Below are 19,405 nucleotides of genomic sequence, written 5' to 3' on the forward strand. Positions count from 1 at the left end.
CGCCGGGCCCGCTCCCGCCCGGCGCATCCTCCCGGCCGCGGCCGCCCCCGGCGCCGCGGCCCCCGTCCATTCCGCCCAAGAGGAGGCGCCGCGTGTCCCCGTCACTGCTCCCCTGGTACTATGTCGGCCAGCGCTTCGCGATCGCGCTGCTGACCCTGCTGATCATCTCCTTCACGGTGTTCTTCGCCACCCAGCTGCTGCCCGGCGATGTCGCCGAGATCCTGCTGGGCCAGGCCGCGACCCCCGAGGCGGTCGCCGGTCTGCGCGAGGCGATGGGGCTGAACGCGCCCGCGCTGAGCCAGTATGCCGGCTGGCTGGCCGGGCTTGCGCATGGCGATCTGGGCACCTCCTATGCCAACCGGATGGAGGTTTCCGAGCTGATCTCGGGCCGGCTGGCGAATTCGCTGCGCCTTGCCGGGGTGACGACGCTGATTTCGGTGCCCTTCGCGCTCGCGCTCGGCATCCTGGCCGCAATGTACCGCGGCTCGGCGCTGGACCGGGCGATCTCGATCTGCACGATCTCGGTCATCTCGGTGCCGGAATTCATGCTGGCCACGCTGGCCGTGCTGGTCTTCGCCGTCTGGCTGGGCTGGCTGCCCGCGCTGAGCATCGGCGGCAATGCCGACACGCTGGGCGGGCTGCTGAAGACCTACGCGATGCCGGTCATCAGCCTGGCCATTGGCGTCTCGGCGCAGATGGTCCGCATGACCCGCGCGGCAGTGATCGAGACCATCCAGACCCCCTATGTCGAGATGGCGCTGCTCAAGGGCGCCTCGCGCTGGCGCATGGTGATCGGCCACGCCCTGCCGAACGCGATCGGGCCGATCGCCAATGCCATCGCGCTCTCGCTGTCCTACCTGGTCGGCGGCGTCATCATCGTCGAGACCGTGTTCAACTATCCGGGCGTGGCCAAGCTGATGGTCGACGCGGTCGCCACCCGCGACCTGCCGCTGATCCAGTCCTGCGCCATGATCTTCTGCGTCAGCTACCTGTCGCTGATCACCCTGGCCGACATCGTGGCCATCCTGTCCAATCCGAGGCTGCGCCGATGACCCTGACCAAGACCCTCGCCGCCGTCCTGCCCACCCCCGGGCGGCTCGGCTACCGCTTCAACCTGGCCGGGCGGACCGGCCTCTGCGTGATCGCCTTCTGGGCGCTGATCGCGGTCTTCGGCCCGCTGATGTCGCCCTATGCCCCGGGCGAGATCGTCGACTGGGACTATTTCAGCCCGATGAGCGGCCAGTTCTGGCTGGGCACCGACTATCTCGGCCGGGACATGCTGTCCCGCATCCTGATGGGCGCGCGCTACACGGTCGGGATCTCGCTGGCGGCGGTGGCGATCACCGTGACCGCGGGCGTGCTTCTGGGCATGACGGCGGCGGTGATCGGCGGCTGGTTCGACATGGTGCTGTCGCGGCTCCTCGACGCGCTCAACGGAATCCCCTCGCTGCTCTTCGGGCTGGTGGTCGTGGCCGCGGTCGGCTCCTCGATCCCGGTGCTGGTCCTGACGCTGGCGGCGATCTACATCCCCGGCGCCTACCGCTATGCGAGGGCGCTCGCGGTCAACATCAACACGATGGACTATGTCACCGTCGCCCGCGCCCGCGGCGAGACGACCTTCTACCTGGCCACGCGCGAGATCTTCCCCAACATCCTCGGCCCGGTGCTGGCCGATCTGGGCGTGCGCTTCATCTTCATCGTGCTGGTGCTTTCGGGCCTCTCGTTCCTCGGGCTCGGCGTGCAGCCACCCAATGCCGACTGGGGCGGGCTGGTGCGCGAGAATCTCGAGGGCATGAGCCTCGGCGCCCCGGCGGTCATCTTCCCCTCGGTCGCCATCGCCACGCTGACCATTTCGGTCAACATGTTCATCGACAACCTTCCCGTGAAAATCCGCGACAGGAGCGAATGATGACCGAGCCCCTCGTTTCCGTCCGCGACCTCCGCATCGGCGCCACCACCGATGCCGGACGCAAGGTCGAGATCATCAAGGGCGTCTCCTTCGACATCGCTCCCGGCGAGATCGTCGCGCTGATCGGCGAGTCCGGCTCGGGCAAGACCACGATCGCGCTGTCGCTGATGGGCCATGCGCGGCCCGGCTGCCGGATCTCGGGCGGGCGGATCGCGATCGGCGGCGACGACGTGACCGCGATGTCCGAAACCGGCCGCGCCGCGCTGCGCGGCACGCGGGTCTCCTACGTGCCGCAATCCGCCGCCGCGGCCTTCAATCCCGCGAAGCGGATCATGGCGCAGGTGATCGAGATCACCGATATCCACAGGCTGATGCCGCGCGCCGAGGCCGAGGCGAAGGCGGTGGAGCTCTTCCGCGCGCTCGCCCTGCCCGAGCCCGAGTCCATCGGCACCCGCTATCCGCACCAGGTCTCCGGCGGCCAGCTGCAGCGGCTCTCGGCGGCGATGGCACTGATCGGCGGGCCCGACCTGGTAATCTTCGACGAGCCGACCACAGCGCTCGACGTGACCACCCAGATCGAGGTTCTGCGCGCCTTCAAGTCCGCCATGGCCCAGGGCGGCGCCTCCGGCGTCTATGTCAGCCACGACCTTGCGGTGGTGGCGCAGATCGCCGACCGGATCATCGTGCTGAAGGGCGGCGAGATCCAGGAGGAGGGCACCACCGGGCAGATCCTGCACGCCCCGGCCCATCCCTATACCCGCGCGCTGCTCGCCGCCTTCGAGCCGCGCCCCCACGCGGCCGTTCCGGCGCCCGGCCATCCCGCCCAGCCGCGGCCGATCATCGAGGTGGCGCATCTGCATGCCGGCTACGGCCCTATCTCGGACGGCGCGCCGCAGGCCAAGGTGCTGCAGGATGTCAGCTTCCGGCTGGAGCGCGGCCGCAATCTCGGCGTGATCGGCGAATCCGGCTCGGGCAAGTCGACGCTGGCGCGCGCCATCGCGGGCATCCTGCCGCCCTATCGCGGCACGGTGCTGGTCGACGGCACCGAGATGCGCCCCGACCTGCGCAACCGCTCGAAGGAGGAGCTGCGCAGGGCGCAGATCGTCTTCCAGCTCGCCGATACCGCGCTCAACCCGGCGCATTCGATCGGCGCCATCCTCGGCCGCCCGCTGGCCTTCTACCACGGGATGCGCGGCCAGGCGGCCGAACGGCGGGTGATCGAGCTTCTCGACATGGTGCAGCTGCCCGCCAATCTGCGCTTCCGCCTGCCCGGCGAGCTCTCCGGCGGGCAGAAGCAGCGCGTCAACTTCGCCCGCGCGCTGGCCGCCGAACCCGAGCTGGTGCTCTGCGACGAGATCACCTCGGCGCTCGACACGGTGGTCGCGGCCGCGATCATCGACCTGCTGAAGGAGCTGCAGCGCGAGCTCGACCTCAGCTATCTCTTCATCAGCCACGACCTCTCGACGGTGGAGGCGATCTGCGACGACGTCCTGGTGATGCACAAGGGCCGGGTGGTCGAGGCGCTGCCGGCGCGCGACATGTCCGCGAAGGCGGCGCATCCCTATTCGCGGCTGCTGATCTCCTCGATCCCGCAGCTCGACACCGGCTGGCTGGCCTCGCTGGAACAGGACCCGGAACTGGTCCGCCAGTTCGCCCTGCGCTGAGCGCCGGCCAGACCGACGGAGAAAAGGCGCCGCGGCTCTCCGGGGCGCCTTCTGCCGTGCGGGACACAGGCCCGGGCCGCTTCCCTCTCCGCCGGACCCCGGATGGGAACGCCTCCAGACCGGCGGGCCCGGACGGGCGCCGGGGAAGCCTCCGATCCGTCGCTGACGGACGCATTCCCGTCCGGATCGCCGGTCGGGCCCGCCGCCTGCCCGTCAATTCGCGGTCCCATGGCCGGATGCTCCAGCCAGTCCCCCCGCACGGAAAAGGGCGGCGAGCGCCGCGCGGACCACCCCGCCGGACACCGCGACAGAGACCGCACGCTGCAGGTCCCGCGCGGAGGCTCCCGCCCTCCGCCCGGGATGACCGGCCTTCCGCTGCGCCGGCAGCGTCGGCGCCGCCCTGTTCTCCGCCCCGGTCTCCGCGCCTTGCTCCAGCCCCGGAGCGCATGCGCGAGGCAAGGATCTGCACCGCCCCCCGGCCCGCATGCCGATCCTGCACAGTCCCGCACACGCGCGGAAGCCGGCCTCGTCCTCGAGCGGCCTCCCCTCGACCTGCAGCTCCGGCGAGGCGACGTCGATGCAGGACAGCCCCTGACCGAAACTTGGTTCGGCGCGCCGCATCAGCGGCGGCCGGCAAGGATGCCAGCCGCTCAGCGCGCCACCCGGTGCCCGCCGGGGAGGGAACGCCAGACCGCCCGCCCGCCGGGACCTCAGCGGATCGGCCATCGCCTCGTCCTCGGCCCGGCCGGTCCACCAGACTCCGACGATGGCCTTCCCGCGGTCGCACCGGGCAGCCGCCGTCACCGCCGAGCCGTTGCGCATCGCCACCAAGCGGAGCACGCTGATCGCGGCCAGGCTATCCGGCAGGCCGCGCAGCCGCCCCGGCAGATCAAGTTCGCTGCGGTCCCGACCCTCGGCCTCATGGACATCGGGCAAGCCGGGCGCGGCAAAGCCCCGGTCCGCCCAAACGGCGCAGGCCGCGGCGTGCACATCCCGCGCCGACAGCACGACATCCCGCCTGCCGACCGGCGCGAAGGCAGGCTGGTCCCCAGCCTCCGAGCCCCTGCGGCAGAGCGCATCAAGCGCACATCCCGCCCGCCCCCGATCGGCCCGCGCACGTCCCGCCCATTGCTCGCACGGGCGGCTGCCAGCTCGCCAATCAAGGCGGTTTTCCGCCCCGGGGCAGGCATGACCGGCAAGCTCCCGCCATTCTCCGGGAACACGGCGGATGCCACCGCCGCCCGCCGCGCCCCTGCGTCGTGCTCGCTGTCGGCGCCCAACCCATCGGGCACAGACGCCGCGCGTCACCCACCCAGCAGCCGGACTCGCACCGCCAGCCGGGAATTGCGCCGCTCCGCCACCTGCCCAGTGGCATGGTCCGCCTGCAGGCGCCCGGTCGCGGGCCGACATCCGGGTGTGGCCCCGGCATTGACGGCCGCGACCGGATTGCAGCCCCCGCCCTCGTCCGGGATCACCACACCGCCGAAGCCCCACTCCCCGCGCAGCACCCCACCCAGCAGCCCGTCATCCTCCGAGGTGCGGGTGCCGTTGACCCGGTTTGAGGAGGTCATCGCTGCCCGAACTCCCGAAGACGATCCGGACGTTGCGCGCGCACATCTCCCGCAGCGTCCGCATGCCCGTCTCGGCGCTGACGTGGCGGTGACAGGCTTCGGGCGGGCGCCGACGCCGCACCTCCGAATGCCGCGGCAGCCGCCCCGGCCAGCGAGGAACGGTGCCTCCGGACAGGACCCGGTTCTCCCGCCGCAGAGCGGGCTGCGCGTCAGGTTCGGACCCGGCCGCGGCAAGACGTCGATCCCCGCCGCCTTCGCCTTGCGGACCGGCACGTCACGGGCACTCTCGATCGGCACCTCGCCCAGGGGAAGGCCAGCACCGGCGCTCACGGAACGCGGGCGGCGGGAAGAGCGCGCCAACTCAGGATGGAGCTGCAGCCGCGCTCCGTCCGGCCCATCGGCAAAGCGCAGGTTGCGGATCCCCCGCACTCAGGCAACCGGGGGTCCGATCTCACTGCCCGGTCGACGGCTGATACCGGAACACCGGTCGTGCCGTCCCCGGCCGTCTCCATCTGCCAAGGGAGATGGGGCGATCGGGGCGCCGGCCCTGCTGGAGGCAGAGCCCGTCCGTATCCGGATCGCCCGCAGCCTGACCGGCCAATCGCGCCTTCCCGCAACAGCGCCGACGCCCCCGCAAGCATTCCCGATCTTCTGCCCCGGCCGCAGCGGGCGGAACAATGTTCCACGCGGCGCCAGCCCCCGAAAGGCAGGTCAAGCCGGACACGCCAGCCGCAGACAAGGGCAAACGGGTTTGAATTCCGCAAGCGGCCCTCGAGCAGGCTGCATATCCTCGCCCGGGCAAGTGTCCCAGCCACCCGCCAGGGCGGCCGCGAGCCTCGGCGGCCCGCGGACCGGAATGCCACGGCACGCGCCGGGCGCCCGCCCGTCATGAACGGCCGCATGCAGCAGACCGGGCGGAGGCCCGGCAGGACCTCTTCCGCCGCACCCGGCACCATCCGCTGGCCAGCGCCTCGTCCAGCGCATGCACACCGATCGCGCCGCCTCAGTTCGGCCGCGCGACGGGCCACCAAGGCCGACGCCCCGACGCCTCCCAGATACCGGCATCCTCGCGCAGCCCCGGCACGGCCCGCCGATGTCCCCGTCTCGCGATCTGCGGGCCCGACCGCCATCGACACATTCCCGATGCACACGCCCTCTCCGCAAGGGCGCGGGGGAGGGTCCGGGAGGGGGCCCGGCCCTCTCCCGGCCTCAGAGCCGCTCGCCGAAGAGACGGTTCAAGGGGGCCTGGGTCTTCACGAAGGGGGTCTTGATGACCACGAAGCTGAAATATTTGTCGATCCCGACATCGCGCTCCAGCAGCCCCTCCATGATCGTCTGGTAGTCGACGATCCCCGCGGTGATGAATTTCGCCAGGTAGTCGTAGCCGCCCGAGACCAGATGGCACTCGACGCAGCTGTCGATCTTCTCCACCGCCTCCTGGAAGCGGGCGAAATCGATCTGGCGATGGTTCTTCAAGGTGAATTCGGTGAAGACCGTCAGGGTCTCGCCCAGCTTCGCCATGTCGATCTGCGCCGAATAGCCGGTGATGTAGCCCGCCTTCTGCAGCTTCTTCACCCGCATCAGGCAGGGCGAGGGCGACAGCGCCACCAGATCCGCCAGCTCCACATTGGTGATGCGGCCGTTGCGCTGCAGCTCGGCGAGGATCCTGATATCGATCCGGTCCAGCTTTTCCCCAGCGCCCATCTTTCCAGCCCCTGCCTCGGATTTGGGCAGGAATGGCGTCCTGCGGGCCCGGCTGTCAAGACGTTTCGCTTCGCCCTTGCAGCCGCGCAATCTTCTGCGCCAGAGAGCGTCGCGCAGCGTTTCGTGCCGTTTCGCCCCCCGCCTTCGGCAGCATCGCGCGCGTTCTGGGCCCTATGATCGGCCCGCAACAGGCAGACCGCCCGGCCGGCGGCCAAGGAGAAGAGAATGACGACCTACAAGCTTGCCCTCATCCCCGGCGACGGGATCGGCGTGGATGTGACCGACGCGACGATGAAGGTGCTCCGCGGGGCGGCAGCGAAATTCTCCTTCGCGCTCGAGACCGAGACCTTCCCCTGGTCCTGCGAATACTACCTGGAAACCGGCGCGATGATGCCCGCCGACGGCATCGCCACGCTGAAAGGCTTCGACGCGATCTATCTCGGCGCGGTCGGCTGGCCCGCCACCGTGCCCGACTCCGTCTCGCTGCACGGGCTCCTGCTGCCGATCCGCAAGGAATTCCGGCAATACGCCAATATCCGCCCGCACCGGCTGCTGCCGGGCGTCGAGGGCCCGCTGAAGTCCGAAGGCTTCGACATCCTGTGCATCCGCGAGAATACCGAGGGCGAGTATTCCGGCGCCGGCGGCCGCGTCCACCAGGGCCAGGACAACGAGGTCGCGGTCGAGACCTCGGTCTTCACCCGCACGGGCGTCGAGCGCATCCTGCGCTTCGGCTTCGAGCAGGCGCGCGCCCGGCGCAAGCACCTGACCTCGGTCACCAAGTCGAACGCGCAGAAATACTCCATGGTGTTCTGGGACGAGGTCACCAGGGAGCTGGCCGCCGAATATCCGGACGTCACCGTCAGCCACATGCATATCGACGCCATGGCGGCGAAGATGGTCATGGCGCCCGAAGACCTGGACGTGATCGTCGCCTCGAACCTCTTCGGCGACATCCTCACCGATCTGGGCGCCGCGATCCAGGGCGGGCTGGGCTTTGCCGCCTCGGCCAATATCTGCCCCGACCGCAGCGGCCCCTCGATGTTCGAGCCGGTCCACGGCTCGGCCCCCGACATCGCCGGCAAGAACATCGCCAATCCGATCGCCGCCATCTGGTCCGGCGCGATGATGCTGGACCACCTGGGCGAGACGGAGGCGGCCACGGCCGTGCTGGCCGCCATCGAGACCGCGACCGGCCAGGGCATCGGCACCCGCCCCGGCAGCCATTCCACCGACGACATCACCGCGGCGATCCTGTCCGCGCTGGAGGCCTGAGACATGACCCTCGACACCCTGCCCGGCCTGCGCGCCCAGCTGGCCGATCCCGATCTGTTCCGCGAAGCCGCGCTGATCGCGGGCGACTGGATCGCGCGTCCCGACATGGAAGTGGCCGATCCCGCCACCGGCGACGCGCTCGGCACCATGCCCGACTGCACCGCCGCAGAGACCGAAACCGCGATTGCCGCAGCCGAGGCCGCGATGAAGGACTGGCGCGCGCGCACCCATGCGGAACGCGCCGACCTGCTGATGGCCTGGCACGACCTGATGCTGGCGCATGAGCAGGACCTGGCGCGCATCCTGACCGCCGAGCAGGGCAAGCCGCTGGGCGAAGCCCTGGGCGAGATCCGCTACGGCGCCTCCTTCGTGCGCTGGTTCGCCGAGGAAGCCCGCCGGATCAACGGCACGATCATCCCCTCGCCGGTGAAGGGCAAGAAGATCCTCGCCATGAAGGAGCCAGTCGGCGTCTGCGCGATCATCACGCCCTGGAACTTCCCGAATGCGATGATCACCCGCAAGGTCGCCCCCGGCCTCGCCGCGGGCTGCACCATGGTGATCAAGCCCTCGGATTTCACCCCCTACTCGGCGCTGGCCCTCGGCGTCCTGGCCGAGCGCGCGGGCATCCCCGCGGGCGTGCTGAACATCCTCACCGGCCGGCCCGAGGCCATCGGCGGCACGCTGACCGCCTCTGCGGTGGTGCGCAAGCTCTCCTTCACCGGCTCGACCCGGGTGGGCGCGCTGCTGGCGGAGCAATGCGCGCCGACGCTGAAGAAGATGTCGCTGGAGCTCGGCGGCAACGCCCCCTTCGTGGTCTTCGACGATGCCGATCTGGACCTCGCGGTCGAGGGCGCGATGGTGTCGAAATTCCGCAATGGCGGCCAGACCTGCGTCTGCGCCAACCGCCTGCTGGTGCAGTCCGGCGTCTATGACGCCTTCGTCGCCAAGCTCGCCGCCAAGGTCGACGCGCTGAAGGTCGGCGCGGGCACCGAGGAGGGCACGGATATCGGCCCGATGATCAACGCCGCCGCGATCGAGAAGATCAACGCCCATGTCGAGGACGCGCTGTCGAAAGGTGCCGAGCGCGCCACCGCGCAGCGCGATCTGGACGCCCGCTTCGCCGATCCGGTGGTGCTGAGAAACGCCACGACCGAAATGCGGCTGGCCGGCGAGGAAACCTTCGGCCCCGTCGCCCCGGTCTTCCGCTTCGAGACCGAGGAAGAGGCGCTGGCCATCGCCAATGGCACGCCCTTCGGCCTGGCGGCCTATTTCTACACCTCCGACATGGCGCGGGCCTTCCGCTTCGGCGAGGCGCTGGAATTCGGCCTGATCGGCGCGAATACCGGCGCGGTCAGCCATGCCGAGGCGCCCTTCGGCGGCGTCAAGGCCTCGGGGCTCGGCCGCGAGGGCGCGCAGGAGGGCATCGAGGAGTATCTCGAAACCAAGGCCTTCCATCTCGGCGGTCTCTGAGACTGGCACGGGCCATGCTCCGCCAGGGGCATGGCCGCCGAGCACCCTTCCCCCTCCGGCCGCCCCGGCCCCGGCTGGCTTGCCCGGCTGGAGCCGGGGCGGCGGCGCGACTACGGCACCGGACAGGCGATCTGCCTGCCCGGCACCGAGGAGAACCGGCTGTTCCTGCTCGAGCACGGCATGGCCCGGATCTGCCTCAATGGCGGCGCGCGCGACCTGACCATCGGCTATCTGCGCCCCGGCGGCATCTTCGTCACCCATACCCGCGCCTGGGTCGCCGCGCTGGAGCCCGTGCGGGTGATGAGCTGGCCGGTGCGCGACCTCCTGGGCCTGATCGCCGCCGAGCCGGAATTCGCCGTCGCCGCGCTGCGCGAGATCGGCGCGGTGCTGCATGGCGCCTTCGACCTGATCGAGGATCTGGCCTTCCGCCCGGTCGAGGCGCGGCTGGCGCGGTTCCTGCTGGCCGAGCGGATCTCGCAGGGCGGCGACCGGCTCTGCCTGCCCGAGCGCACCGAAGGGCTGGCCGAGGCGCTCGGCACCACGCGCCAGACGCTGTCCAGCCTCGTCGCCCGGCTGGTGCGCGACGGCGCGATCCGCCGCGACGGCCGCCGCCACCTCGTCATCCTCGATCCCGCGCGGCTGGAAAAAATCGCCGATCTGTCGGGCGGCTGACAGTTCCGCGGCCCTGCCGCCGCTATCCTGCCCGGGTTCCCTCGGACAGGAGTTCCCGGATGACCGCCACCACGCCCACCACCACCGACCGCTATGTCAGCTTCTGCGGCCTCGACTGCGACGGCGATGCCCGCCGCATGATGCTGCATCTCGACGCCGCCATGGCGCAGGGCGCCTCGAAATGGCGCGACTATTTCCGGAAGAAGCTTGCCGAGAAGACGAAGATGGGCGTCGACGACCTGTTCTTCGTCGGCGCCCAGGTCAACTGCCTGCGCGCCTATCTCGAAGAGGCCGCCGACGGGCCCGGGCTGGCCCTGCTGGACCAGCTGGAGGAGACCTGCTGCTGAGCCCTCAGAGCCCGGCCACGGCCATCAGCACGATCCAGGCCGAGAGGCAGGCGCCGCAGGCCAGCGTGTAGGGGCCGTTCCAGATCAGCCCGACGCGGCGCGCCGAGACCCGGCCGAAGCTGGCCACCAGCAGCGTCGAGGCGGTGAAGGGCGAGGTCGCCCCCGACAGCGCCCAGCCCGAGGTGATCGCCACGACCATCGCCGCGGGCGTCACCCCCAGCGCCTCGGGCGCGGGCAGGATCGGCCCGATCAGCGACACGGCCAGGATCGGGTTCATCCCCAGCTGGCCGGTCAGCGGCACGAACCAGAAGAGCAGCACCAGGAGCAGCGGCGCCGGCACCACCGTCAGGTCGAGCCCGCTCGCCGCCATCAGCGGCGCCGCCAGATGGCCGCCCACCGTGCCGATGAAGGCCGCCATCACCAGAAGCACCGTCTGGTTGCGCAGCTCCGGCATGTCGCCGAAGGCGAAGCCCTTGGCGCGCGACAGCGCATGGCCCGGATCGGGCCGCCCGCCCGGCGCCTGGAAGGCCGCCCAGACGAGCGCAATCACCGGCACCAGCGCCATCACCGTGCCGATGATCCGCACGCCGGTCGCCAGGTGGAGCGCCGCGGTCAGCCCGGCCAGCAGCCCGAGCAGGACCAGAAGCGGGCTCATCCGCTTCAGCCACTGCCCCTCGGCCTGGCCGCGCGGCCGCGGCGGGGTGCTCAGCCGCGGCTTGAAGATCGTGTCGAGCGCCCAGCCGATCCCGGAAAAGAGCAGCACGCCGACCAGGGAATAGGGCAGGACCTGCGCCCATTCCGCGCCGGGCACGATGCTCAGCGTGATCGCCGAGGCGAAGGAGAGCGGCGACCAGGGCAGGGTCGAGACGAAGCCGCGCTGGATCGCGACCAGCATGCGGCGGATGCGGTGGCGCCGGATCTCGGGATCGGGCTCCTTCTCCGCCGCCTCGGTCGCCAGCGTGCCCAGAAGCGCGATGCCGCCATAGATCAGGATCAGCCCGAAGAGATGGCCGCCCACCGTCAGGGCCAGATAGCGCCGGCCGGGCGGCTGCGCGGCCAGGAAGCGGCCGCAGGCGACGATCGGCTCGGAGCCGCCGGCCGCGGCGCGCATCGCGTTGATCGCGGTGAAGAAGGCGGCGATGAAGCCGCCCTTCTGCACGGCATTGACCAGCGTCGGCTCCCAGTCGGCCTGGAAGATGGCCGAGAGCGCCACCAGCCCCGCCGCGATCAGCATGAAGCCGCGGCTGGTCCAGCTGATCCCCGGCCAGAAGCCGAGGCAGCCGGTCAGGGCGAAGACCCCTGCCATCGTCGAGAAGGCGGGCTGGCCGCTGAACTCGCCCGCGATCCCCGAGGCCAGGGCGGCGATCAGCATCGCGCCGCCGAAACGGGTCAGGCCCGGTGAAAGCGGCTTTACCATGCCGGCCCCATGGGGGCGCGCCCGGTCGTCATCACGGCGTGTTCCGATCGTTACTATGTGCCAACGGTCCCTGCATGGCGCAAATGGCCGGTGCATGGAACCCCGGCCTGCCGCCCCGGGGCGGCAAACCGGCTATGCGTCTCAGTCGAAGCTGAGGAACGCCTCGGCCTCCGCGATCGGCGGCGCGGCGCGCAGCGCGGCCAGATCGGGCCGCGGCAGCGCCAGATCAGGCAGCCCGGCGATCACCGCCTCGATCTCGGCCGCGATGGCCAGAAGCGCCCGGTCGCCATGGCGCCGCCCGACGATCTGCAGGCCGAAGGGCATGCCCTTGGCATCGAGCCCGCAGGGGATCGAGATCGCCGGATGCCCCGCGACGGTGGTCGCATAGGCCAGCGCCAGCCAGTGGAAGTAGGTCTTGGTCGGCGCGCCGTCGATATGGGTCGGGTAGAGCTCGCGCCAGGGCCGCGGGCTGACGGTGATCGCGGGCGAGACCAGCACGTCCCAGTCGCCGAAGAAGCGCTGCCAGCGGCGGTGGTAGTCGCCCTGGCGGAACAGCGCCCTGGCCACGTCCTCGCCGGAATAGCTGCGCCCTTCCAGGACGTTGTCGCGGACATTCGGGCCGACATGCTCGGGCGCGCGGTCCAGCAGATCGGCATGGGTGCCGAGGAAGGAGATGCCGCGCAGCACGCCGAAGATGTCGTCGGCATCGCGGCAGTCGGGCGCCGTGTCCTCGACCCGGCCGAAGAAGGGCGAGAGCTGCGCCAGCGCCTTGCGGAACTGGTCGCGGACAGTGGATTCCGTCGGGGCGAAGCCGAAATCCTCGGTCGCGGCGACCTTCAGCGACGACAGGTCGACCCGCGGCAGCGCGGCGAAGCCCGCCGGATCCCAGGCGGTGCGGCCCTCGACCTCGATCGAGAACGGATCGTCCCGCCCCGGCCGCGACATCACCGAGAGCATCAGCCCGGCATCGGCGACCCTGCGCGCCATCGGCCCCGAGGTCGACAGCGGCAGCAGCGCCGTCGCCCGCGCCTCGCCCGGCACCACGCCGGGGCTGGGACGGAAGCCCACCACGCCGCAATGCGCCGCCGGATTGCGCAGCGAGCCGCCCATGTCCGAGCCGGTGGCCAGCGGCGCATAGCCGAGCGCCAGCGCCACCGCCGAGCCGCCCGAGGAGCCCGCGCAGGTCTTGGTCACGTCATAGGGGTTGCCGGTCGCGCCGTAGACGAGGTTGCGCGAATTGGCGCCCGCGCTCCATTCCGGGACATTGGTCTTGCCCATCGGCAGCGCGCCGGCCGCGGCCAGCTCCTTCACCGGGGCGCCGTCCCGCTTCGGGACATTGTCGCGGAAGGCGGTGGAGCCGAAGGTGGTCGGCAGCCCGGCCATGTCCTCCATGTCCTTCACCGCCAGCGGCAGCCCGTGCAGCGCGCCCAGCGGCCCCTCGGCGGCCACGGCCGCCTCGGCCGCCTTCGCGCCGTCGCGCAGTCGGTCGAAATCGCGGGCCGGCATGGCATTGACCGCATGGTCCAGCGTCTCGGCCCGCGCGATGCAGGCCTCGGCCAGCTCCACCGGCGACAGGCGGCGGCGCGCGATCAGGCGGCGCGCCTCGAGGGCGGAGAGATCGGCGGGATCGGTGGCAGTCATCGTCAGGTCCTTCATGCGGTGTCTTCCTCGGCAACCGCGTCGCCCCAGGGCGACAGCGTTTCGGTCGTGCCGGAGTTATAGCCGTCCTCGCGCAGGACTGCAGCCGGGCAGGCGAAGGCGAAGGGGAACGGCAGCCGCTTGGCCAGCGCGACCGGTCCCTGCGCCTCGAGCGCGCGGGTCACCGGCCCGTCCAGCCGCTCGTCCGCCACCGCCAGATCGCCGCCCGAGACGTCGATCCGCGGCGCCTCGACCGCCTGCTGCAGCGTCGCCCCGGTCTCGAGCAGCTGCGCCGCGATCTGGCCGACCGCCGGCATGATCTTGCGCCCGCCCGAAGCGCCGAGCGCGAAGCGGCGGCGGCCGGTCTCGCCGACAACCGGGCAGACATTCATCAGGCAGCGCTTGCCCGCGCCCAGCGAGTTCGGCTTGCCCGGCTCGGGGTCGAACCACATGATGCCGTTGTTCAGCACCAGCCCGGTCGAGGGCGACACCGTGCGCGATCCGAAGATCGACAGGAGCGTCTGGGTCATCGACACCATGTTGCCCTGGCGGTCGACGATCGAGAAATGCGTGGTGCAGCCCGGCGCCTTCTCGGAATCGTGGTCGCCCATCCCCGAGAGCCTGCGGGCATAGGCGTCGCGCAGCGCGGCGGCGCGGGCGGCATGGGCCGCGGGGCCCGCCGCCTCGGAGGCAGAATAGAGCGCCTGCCACTCCCCGGCCGCATCCGCGAGCGTCGGCCCGGCGGTCAGCCCCGGCACGGCGAGGATCCGGCCCTTGCGGTAGGGGATCTCCAGCGGATCGGCCCAGTCGGGCGCGTAGCCCGCCAGATCCGCCGCGGTCAGGAAGCCGCCCTTCGCGGTGACGTCCTTGACCAGCGCCGCGGCGATCTCGCCCTCGTAGAAGTCGCGCGGCCCGGCCTCGGCCAACCGCTCCAGCGTCGCCGCCATGCCCGACTGGTCGAGCCGCACATCCGACAGCGCCGTCCAGCCGAAGGCCTTGGGCCACTGCCCGTCCTCGAGGAAGAGCGCCGCCGCGTCCGGGTCCTTGGCCAGATCGCGCGCCGAAGAGGCGATCACCAGCGCCGCGTACCAGTCGACCTCCATGCCCTTCTTTGCATGGGCGATGGCCGGGGCCAGCAGCTCGGCCCAGGGCATCCGGCCGAAGCGGCCATGCGCCGCCTCGAGCCCGGCGACCGTGCCCGGCACCGCGACCGAGCTGCCGCCGATGATGTTGCGGTCCTCGACCACCGCCTCCCACGGGAAGAGGTCCGAGGCCTTGCCCGCCCCCGAAAGCGGATAATGCGCGGTATCGAGCGCGGCCGAGGCGCGCATGCCGTAGGTCAGCGCATGGCCCCTGCCCTCGTCCTCGCGCCAGAGCATCATCGCGCCGCCGCCCATCGGGCCGGACATCCAGGGCTCCAGCACGCCGATGGCGAAGCTCACCGCGACCGCGGCATCGACCGCGTCGCCGCCGGCGGCCAGCACCGCGGCCCCGGCCTCGGCGGCCAGCACATGCTGCGCGGCGACGACGCCGCCCTCGACCGAGACGACGCCCGGCTTGGTGACGATCTGGCTGCGGGAAAACGATCCAGCCATGGTCTCAGCCTCCGAATTTCATAGGGAAAGGGCGCATCGCGCCGCGCATCGCCTCATAGGCCTTCGCCATCCGCAGCGCGCCCATGTCGTCGAAGCGGTGCGCCGCGATCTGCAGGCCGAGCGGCACGCCGTTCGAGTCGTAGCCGCAGGGCAGCGAGGCGACCGGCTGCTCGCTCATGTTGAAGGGCACCGAATAGCTGATATGGTCCATCGCCCGCGCGGGATCATTGGTCGGATAGCCCCATTCGGCGGGGAAGCTGATATGCGGCGACAGGGGCGCCAGCACGAAATCGAAGGGCTGCGTCGCCGCGATCGTCCGGCGGCGGATCTCCACCGTCGCGGAATAGGCGTCGAAGGCCTCGAAGCCGCTGAACTCCGTCCCGTGCGAGGCGTATTCGAGGAAGAGCGGCAGCACCTTGGCCCGCTGCGCGTCCGACAGCGCGGCGATGTCCTTGGCGGCGCGGATCAGCCAGAAGCGGTCGAGCCCCTGCAGCAGCTCCGGCGTCATCCAGGGGTCGAGCGGCTCGATCACCGCGCCGGCCGCCTCGAAGAGCTTCGCCGCCGCCTCGACCGGGGCGATCACCTCGGGGTTCACCTCCATGCCGCAGCCCGGATGGAGCTGCAGGCCGATCTTCACGCCCGTCAGATCCATGTCCAGATCCATCCAGCGGATCGTCTCGGGCGGCAGGTTGCGGTAGTCGCGCTCCTCGGGGTCGGGACGCGACAGCACCCCCATCATCAGCGCGGCATCCTCGACCGTGCGGGTCATCGGCCCGGCGCAGCGTCCCATATAGGGCGGGTCGATATTGATGCGGCCCAGCGACGGCTTCAGCCCGGCGAGGCCGCACCAGGCCGCCGGGAAGCGGACCGAGCCGCCGATATCGGTTCCGATATGGAGCGGCCCGTAGCCCGCCGCGCCGCCCGCGCCGGCGCCCGCCGAGGAGCCGCCCGGGTTCATCGCCAGGTTCCAGGGGTTGCGGGTCAGCGCGTGCAGGCTGGAGAGCCCCGAGGACATCGCGCCGTATTCCGGCATGGTGGTCTTGCCGAGGATCACCGCGCCGGCCTCGCGCATCCGCGCGGCGGGCGGGGCGTCCTTGGCGGCGGGGACCAGCGGCGTCGCCGCGGTGCCGATCGGCGAGGGCTGGCCGACGGTGGCGATGTTCTCCTTGATGGTCGAGGGCACGCCGTCGATGCAGATGCCGTCCTTCTCCAGCGGCGTGCCGGCCATCCAGCGCGCCTCCGAGGCGCGGGCCATGTCCCGCGCGCCCTCGGGGTCGAAGATGTAGAAGGCATGGATATGCGGTTCGCAATGCCCGACCTGGGCGATCACCGCCTCGGTCACCTCGACCGGAGACAGCTCCTTGGCGCGATAGGCAGCGACCAGCTCGGTCGCTGTCAGTTCATGCAGGGCGGTGGTGGTGGTCATGGCGTTTCCTCGTCACTGTCGGACCCGGGCGGGCCGCACCGGTGCAGCCTGCCAATTCGAAGAGGAATCAGGCAAGCTGTATTGATTGTTGATACAGTTTCATCATAGAATGGGACAAGAGAACCGGTAAATGAGTTGCTCAGGCCGTAAGCAGATACAAACCCAAAATTGAGCCCGCGGGAGGCCGCATGATTAAATTTAAGGCACTTGCAGAATCACCTCCGGGCGCGGGGCCGGGCGCATGACCGGCTATGTCCGGCGCCCCCCCGCCGCCGATGCCGGTGCCGAGGGCGATCCGCTCTTCGTCCGCGCGGTCGGCCGCGCCATGTCCGTGCTCTCGGCCTTCCACGAAGCCGAGCACCCGCTGAGCCTGACCGAGATCGCCCGCGCCGCCGATCTCGACCGCTCCACCGCGCAGCGCATCGTCCACACGCTGCGCAAGCTCGGCTATATCGCCCGCGACCGCCATGACCGCGGCTTCGTGCCGGGGCTGCGCATCTACGACCACATTTTCGACGCGCAGCGGCTCGACGGGCTGATCCAGCGCGCCGTGCCCTATCTGCTCGACCTGCGCAGCACCGTGAACGAGCGGGTGGACCTGTCGCTGTGGGACGATACGCGGCTGGTCTACGCCTCGCGGCTGCAGCCCAAGCGCGAGGTGCTGCATGACCTGATGGTCGGGCTCTCGGTGCCGGTCTGCTCCACCTCGGGCGGCTGGGCGGTGCTGTCGCGCCTGCCCGAGGCCGAGGCGCGCGACATCATCCGCCGCTCGGAGCGCAAGAGCTACACGCCGCGCACCGTGACCGAGGAAGAGTCGATCCTGGCCAAGGCGCGCGAAGGCCTGGAGATGGGCTATGTCATTGCGATCGAACAACTTCTTCCGGGAGAGATCGGCATTGCCGCGCCGGTGACGGACCCTTCGGGGCGCCCGGTCGGCGGCGTGACGATCACCGCGCTCCTGTCGGACTGGACGCCGGAGGAATTCGAGCGCGCGATGGCGCCGAAGCTGATGCAGACGGTGCGGGCGCTCAGCCGGTTCTAGACCGGCTCGAGCCCGCACCACTCGGCCACGAAGAGCGCGATGGCCAGTGTCACGCGGCGCAGCGACTCGATCTCGACCCATTCGTCGATGCCGTGCAGCACCCCGGCGACCGGCCCGTAATTCATCGCCGGAATGCCCTCGTAGAGCGCGTGGATCCGGGCATCGAGATAGGCCGGCATGATGTGGCTGCCCATCGCCCTTCCGGTCACCGCCAGATGCGCGCGCCCCAGCGCCGCCTCGGCCGCGCTGCCCTCGGGCAGCTCGTAGCCCTCGGCCATGAAGCCGTTCCAGACCAGCTTCGGCGGGTTCTGCGCCAGATAGGGATCGGCGGCGGCGAACTCCGCGAGGAAGCTCTCGATCTCGGCCGCATGCTCGGGCGCGGACCAGCCGGGCAGCAGCGAGATGCGGAAATCCACCGCCGCCGCGGCCGGCACGGAAGACGCCCATTCGCCGCCCTCGATCTTGCCGACATTGAGGTTGATCGGCTTGGCCAGCCCGGCAAAGCGCGGATGCGACACCCGCCGCGCATTCCAGTCGCGCTCCAGCTCGCGCAGCGCCGCAATGGTGCGGATGGCCGCGTCGATGGCGTTCTGCCCCTCGCCCATCTGGCTGACATGGCAGGGAATTCCGGCGAATTCGACGCGGAACCAGATCACCCCGGTATTGGCCCGCACGAGGCTCTCGCCGGTGGGTTCCGGGATCAGCGCCGCCTCGGCGCGGTAGCCCCTGAGATGCGCCGAGAGCGCGCCGTTGCCGGTGCTCTCCTCCTCGACGACCGATTCCAGGTAGAGCGTCGCGGCGGGCTGCCAGCCGCAGGCCCGGAGCGCGTCGAGCGCGGCAATCGCGCAGGCCAGCCCCGATTTCATGTCCCCCGCGCCGCGGCCGTACATCCGCCCGTCGCGGATCTCGGCCTCGTAGGGCGGGCTGGTCCACAGCGCCTCGGGCCCGGTCGGGACGACGTCGACATGGCCCTGCAGGATCAGCGAGCGCCCGGTCTCCGCCTTCGGACGGTGGATGCCGGTGACGATCGGCGCCTCGGAATGGCTGTCGCTCCAGGCGCCCGCGCCGGGATGGCGGGCCAGCGCCGCGCGGTCCATCGCGAAGCGCTCCATCGCCAGGCCGCGGCGGGACAGCTCGGCGAAGACCAGGTCCTGCACCGCATGCTCGGCGCCGCGCTGCGAGGGGCGGCGGACCAGCTCGCGGGTCAGCGCGATCTGGGCGTCGAAGCCGGCATCCACCGCCTCGGAAAGCCGCGGCACCAGGTCTTCGGGCAGGGTCGGGGGCAGGGTCATGGCAGCGGTCTCCGCGCGTCTGGCAGTCCGCGCGACACTGGCGCCGGGCGGCCGGAAAGGTCAATTCCCCGCCCCCGCCGGCGCCGCTCCGCGCCGCGCGGAGCGCCCCGGGCCGGGCCGCCTGCAGCGCGCGGCGGGCCCCCGCCGGCGCTGTCGCGAAAACAGCACAAATTTTGGGCGGTTCGAAAAAAGTCATTCGCGGCTATTGGTTTCGCTTGGGTCGGCCGCGCCGCTGTGCCGTTCTGGCGCCACATTCCCCGAACCAACGGGGAGCGCAAGGAAACGTCCCCGAGGGGCGTCAACAGAGAGGTACGATCATGACCGCCATTTGGAGTGGCCTGCGCAGCGGACTCGCCGCGGCGACCGCCGTGACGATGACCACCGTC

16 protein-coding genes are annotated in these 19,405 nt (G+C 70.9%); 8 read left to right on the plus strand and 8 right to left on the minus strand.

Annotated elements, in window-relative coordinates; genetic code table 11:
* The first annotated feature begins 92 nt into the window (after window positions 1–92).
* The 3 genes from FGX59_RS28295 to FGX59_RS28305 are packed head-to-tail and all read left to right on the plus strand — an operon-like array spanning window position 93 to window position 3,573.
* Window positions 93–1,052, plus strand: a complete 960-nt coding sequence (locus tag FGX59_RS28295) for an ABC transporter permease (RefSeq protein WP_138470681.1) — start codon at window positions 93–95, stop codon at window positions 1,050–1,052.
* Window positions 1,049–1,909 carry an ABC transporter permease gene (locus FGX59_RS28300; protein ID WP_138470683.1) on the plus strand — a complete coding sequence of 287 codons (861 nt, stop codon included), beginning with the start codon at window positions 1,049–1,051 and terminating at the stop codon, window positions 1,907–1,909. The genes FGX59_RS28295 and FGX59_RS28300 overlap by 4 nt, the downstream gene beginning before the upstream one ends.
* A complete protein-coding gene (locus FGX59_RS28305; protein WP_138470685.1) occupies window positions 1,909–3,573 on the plus strand; it encodes an ABC transporter ATP-binding protein in 1,665 nt (554 codons plus the stop codon). The genes FGX59_RS28300 and FGX59_RS28305 overlap by 1 nt, the downstream gene beginning before the upstream one ends.
* A gap of 213 nt (window positions 3,574–3,786) precedes the next feature.
* Here the strand turns inward: FGX59_RS28305 and FGX59_RS28310 are convergent, their stop codons facing one another.
* The 3 genes from FGX59_RS28310 to FGX59_RS28320 all read right to left on the minus strand — a co-directional run bounded on the left by FGX59_RS28310 (window position 3,787) and on the right by FGX59_RS28320 (window position 6,848).
* On the minus strand, window positions 3,787–4,581 hold the full coding sequence (locus FGX59_RS28310; protein WP_138470687.1) for a hypothetical protein: 795 nt from the start codon (window positions 4,579–4,581) through the stop codon (window positions 3,787–3,789).
* A 296-nt stretch (window positions 4,582–4,877) separates the two neighbouring features.
* Window positions 4,878–5,144, minus strand: a complete 267-nt coding sequence (locus FGX59_RS39845; protein WP_138470688.1) for a hypothetical protein — start codon at window positions 5,142–5,144, stop codon at window positions 4,878–4,880.
* A gap of 1,209 nt (window positions 5,145–6,353) precedes the next feature.
* On the minus strand, window positions 6,354–6,848 hold the full coding sequence (locus tag FGX59_RS28320; protein WP_138470691.1) for an Lrp/AsnC family transcriptional regulator: 495 nt from the start codon (window positions 6,846–6,848) through the stop codon (window positions 6,354–6,356).
* Between the two features lie 225 nt (window positions 6,849–7,073).
* On the opposite strand from FGX59_RS28320, the gene FGX59_RS28325 reads away from it, so the two are divergent.
* From FGX59_RS28325 to cowN, 4 genes are read left to right on the plus strand one after another with little or no spacing between them, the layout of a single operon-like run.
* The gene (locus FGX59_RS28325; RefSeq protein ID WP_138470693.1) at window positions 7,074–8,120 is read left to right on the plus strand and encodes a tartrate dehydrogenase; all 1,047 of its coding nucleotides are present in this window, start codon (window positions 7,074–7,076) and stop codon (window positions 8,118–8,120) included.
* Between the two features lie 3 nt (window positions 8,121–8,123).
* Window positions 8,124–9,590 (plus strand): NAD-dependent succinate-semialdehyde dehydrogenase, encoded by a 1,467-nt coding sequence (locus FGX59_RS28330; protein ID WP_138470695.1) that lies wholly within the window; start codon window positions 8,124–8,126, stop codon window positions 9,588–9,590.
* Between the two features lie 30 nt (window positions 9,591–9,620).
* The gene (locus FGX59_RS28335; protein ID WP_138470697.1) at window positions 9,621–10,262 is read left to right on the plus strand and encodes a Crp/Fnr family transcriptional regulator; all 642 of its coding nucleotides are present in this window, start codon (window positions 9,621–9,623) and stop codon (window positions 10,260–10,262) included.
* 59 nt (window positions 10,263–10,321) lie between these two features.
* Complete coding sequence (gene cowN / locus FGX59_RS28340) at window positions 10,322–10,609, plus strand: N(2)-fixation sustaining protein CowN (RefSeq protein ID WP_138470699.1); 288 nt, start codon at window positions 10,322–10,324, stop codon at window positions 10,607–10,609.
* Window positions 10,610–10,613: 4 nt separating this feature from the next.
* On the opposite strand, the gene FGX59_RS28345 is transcribed toward cowN, so the two are convergent.
* The 4 genes from FGX59_RS28345 to FGX59_RS28360 all read right to left on the minus strand — a co-directional run bounded on the left by FGX59_RS28345 (window position 10,614) and on the right by FGX59_RS28360 (window position 16,685).
* Complete coding sequence (locus FGX59_RS28345; protein ID WP_138470700.1) at window positions 10,614–12,026, minus strand: hypothetical protein; 1,413 nt, start codon at window positions 12,024–12,026, stop codon at window positions 10,614–10,616.
* Between the two features lie 141 nt (window positions 12,027–12,167).
* Complete coding sequence (locus FGX59_RS28350) at window positions 12,168–13,682, minus strand: amidase (protein ID WP_206078458.1); 1,515 nt, start codon at window positions 13,680–13,682, stop codon at window positions 12,168–12,170.
* Window positions 13,679–15,259 carry a gamma-glutamyltransferase gene (locus FGX59_RS28355; protein ID WP_138470702.1) on the minus strand — a complete coding sequence of 527 codons (1,581 nt, stop codon included), beginning with the start codon at window positions 15,257–15,259 and terminating at the stop codon, window positions 13,679–13,681. The genes FGX59_RS28350 and FGX59_RS28355 overlap by 4 nt, the downstream gene beginning before the upstream one ends.
* A 4-nt stretch (window positions 15,260–15,263) precedes the next feature.
* Window positions 15,264–16,685, minus strand: coding sequence for an amidase (locus FGX59_RS28360; RefSeq protein ID WP_138470704.1), 1,422 nt, complete (start codon window positions 16,683–16,685; stop codon window positions 15,264–15,266).
* Window positions 16,686–16,926: 241 nt separating this feature from the next.
* Here FGX59_RS28360 and FGX59_RS28365 point away from each other — a divergent pair, with 241 nt between their 5' ends.
* A complete protein-coding gene (locus FGX59_RS28365; protein WP_138470706.1) occupies window positions 16,927–17,727 on the plus strand; it encodes an IclR family transcriptional regulator in 801 nt (266 codons plus the stop codon).
* Here the strand turns inward: FGX59_RS28365 and FGX59_RS28370 are convergent.
* Window positions 17,724–19,019: an ArgE/DapE family deacylase gene (locus FGX59_RS28370; RefSeq protein ID WP_138470708.1), complete on the minus strand. Its 1,296-nt coding sequence runs from the start codon at window positions 19,017–19,019 to the stop codon at window positions 17,724–17,726. The genes FGX59_RS28365 and FGX59_RS28370 overlap by 4 nt on opposite strands.
* Between the last annotated feature and the right edge of the window lie 386 nt (window positions 19,020–19,405).

The organism is Poseidonocella sp. HB161398 (assembly GCF_005870025.1).
GTDB lineage: Bacteria > Pseudomonadota > Alphaproteobacteria > Rhodobacterales > Rhodobacteraceae > Mangrovicoccus.

What these genes read in the sequence shown, in the direction of transcription:
- FGX59_RS28300 (WP_138470683.1), top strand. Translation starts at nt 1,049, where the DNA reads ATGACCCTGACCAAGACCCTCGCCGCCGTCCTGCCCACCCCCGGGCGG.
- FGX59_RS28305 (WP_138470685.1), top strand. Translation starts at nt 1,909, where the DNA reads ATGACCGAGCCCCTCGTTTCCGTCCGCGACCTCCGCATCGGCGCCACC.
- FGX59_RS39845 (WP_138470688.1), bottom strand. Translation starts at nt 5,144, where the DNA reads ATGACCTCCTCAAACCGGGTCAACGGCACCCGCACCTCGGAGGATGAC.
- FGX59_RS28320 (WP_138470691.1), bottom strand. Translation starts at nt 6,848, where the DNA reads ATGGGCGCTGGGGAAAAGCTGGACCGGATCGATATCAGGATCCTCGCC.
- FGX59_RS28325 (WP_138470693.1), top strand. Translation starts at nt 7,074, where the DNA reads ATGACGACCTACAAGCTTGCCCTCATCCCCGGCGACGGGATCGGCGTG.
- FGX59_RS28330 (WP_138470695.1), top strand. Translation starts at nt 8,124, where the DNA reads ATGACCCTCGACACCCTGCCCGGCCTGCGCGCCCAGCTGGCCGATCCC.
- FGX59_RS28335 (WP_138470697.1), top strand. Translation starts at nt 9,621, where the DNA reads ATGGCCGCCGAGCACCCTTCCCCCTCCGGCCGCCCCGGCCCCGGCTGG.
- cowN (WP_138470699.1), top strand. Translation starts at nt 10,322, where the DNA reads ATGACCGCCACCACGCCCACCACCACCGACCGCTATGTCAGCTTCTGC.
- FGX59_RS28345 (WP_138470700.1), bottom strand. Translation starts at nt 12,026, where the DNA reads ATGGTAAAGCCGCTTTCACCGGGCCTGACCCGTTTCGGCGGCGCGATG.
- FGX59_RS28350 (WP_206078458.1), bottom strand. Translation starts at nt 13,682, where the DNA reads ATGAAGGACCTGACGATGACTGCCACCGATCCCGCCGATCTCTCCGCC.
- FGX59_RS28355 (WP_138470702.1), bottom strand. Translation starts at nt 15,259, where the DNA reads ATGGCTGGATCGTTTTCCCGCAGCCAGATCGTCACCAAGCCGGGCGTC.
- FGX59_RS28360 (WP_138470704.1), bottom strand. Translation starts at nt 16,685, where the DNA reads ATGACCACCACCACCGCCCTGCATGAACTGACAGCGACCGAGCTGGTC.
- FGX59_RS28365 (WP_138470706.1), top strand. Translation starts at nt 16,927, where the DNA reads ATGACCGGCTATGTCCGGCGCCCCCCCGCCGCCGATGCCGGTGCCGAG.
- FGX59_RS28370 (WP_138470708.1), bottom strand. Translation starts at nt 19,019, where the DNA reads ATGACCCTGCCCCCGACCCTGCCCGAAGACCTGGTGCCGCGGCTTTCC.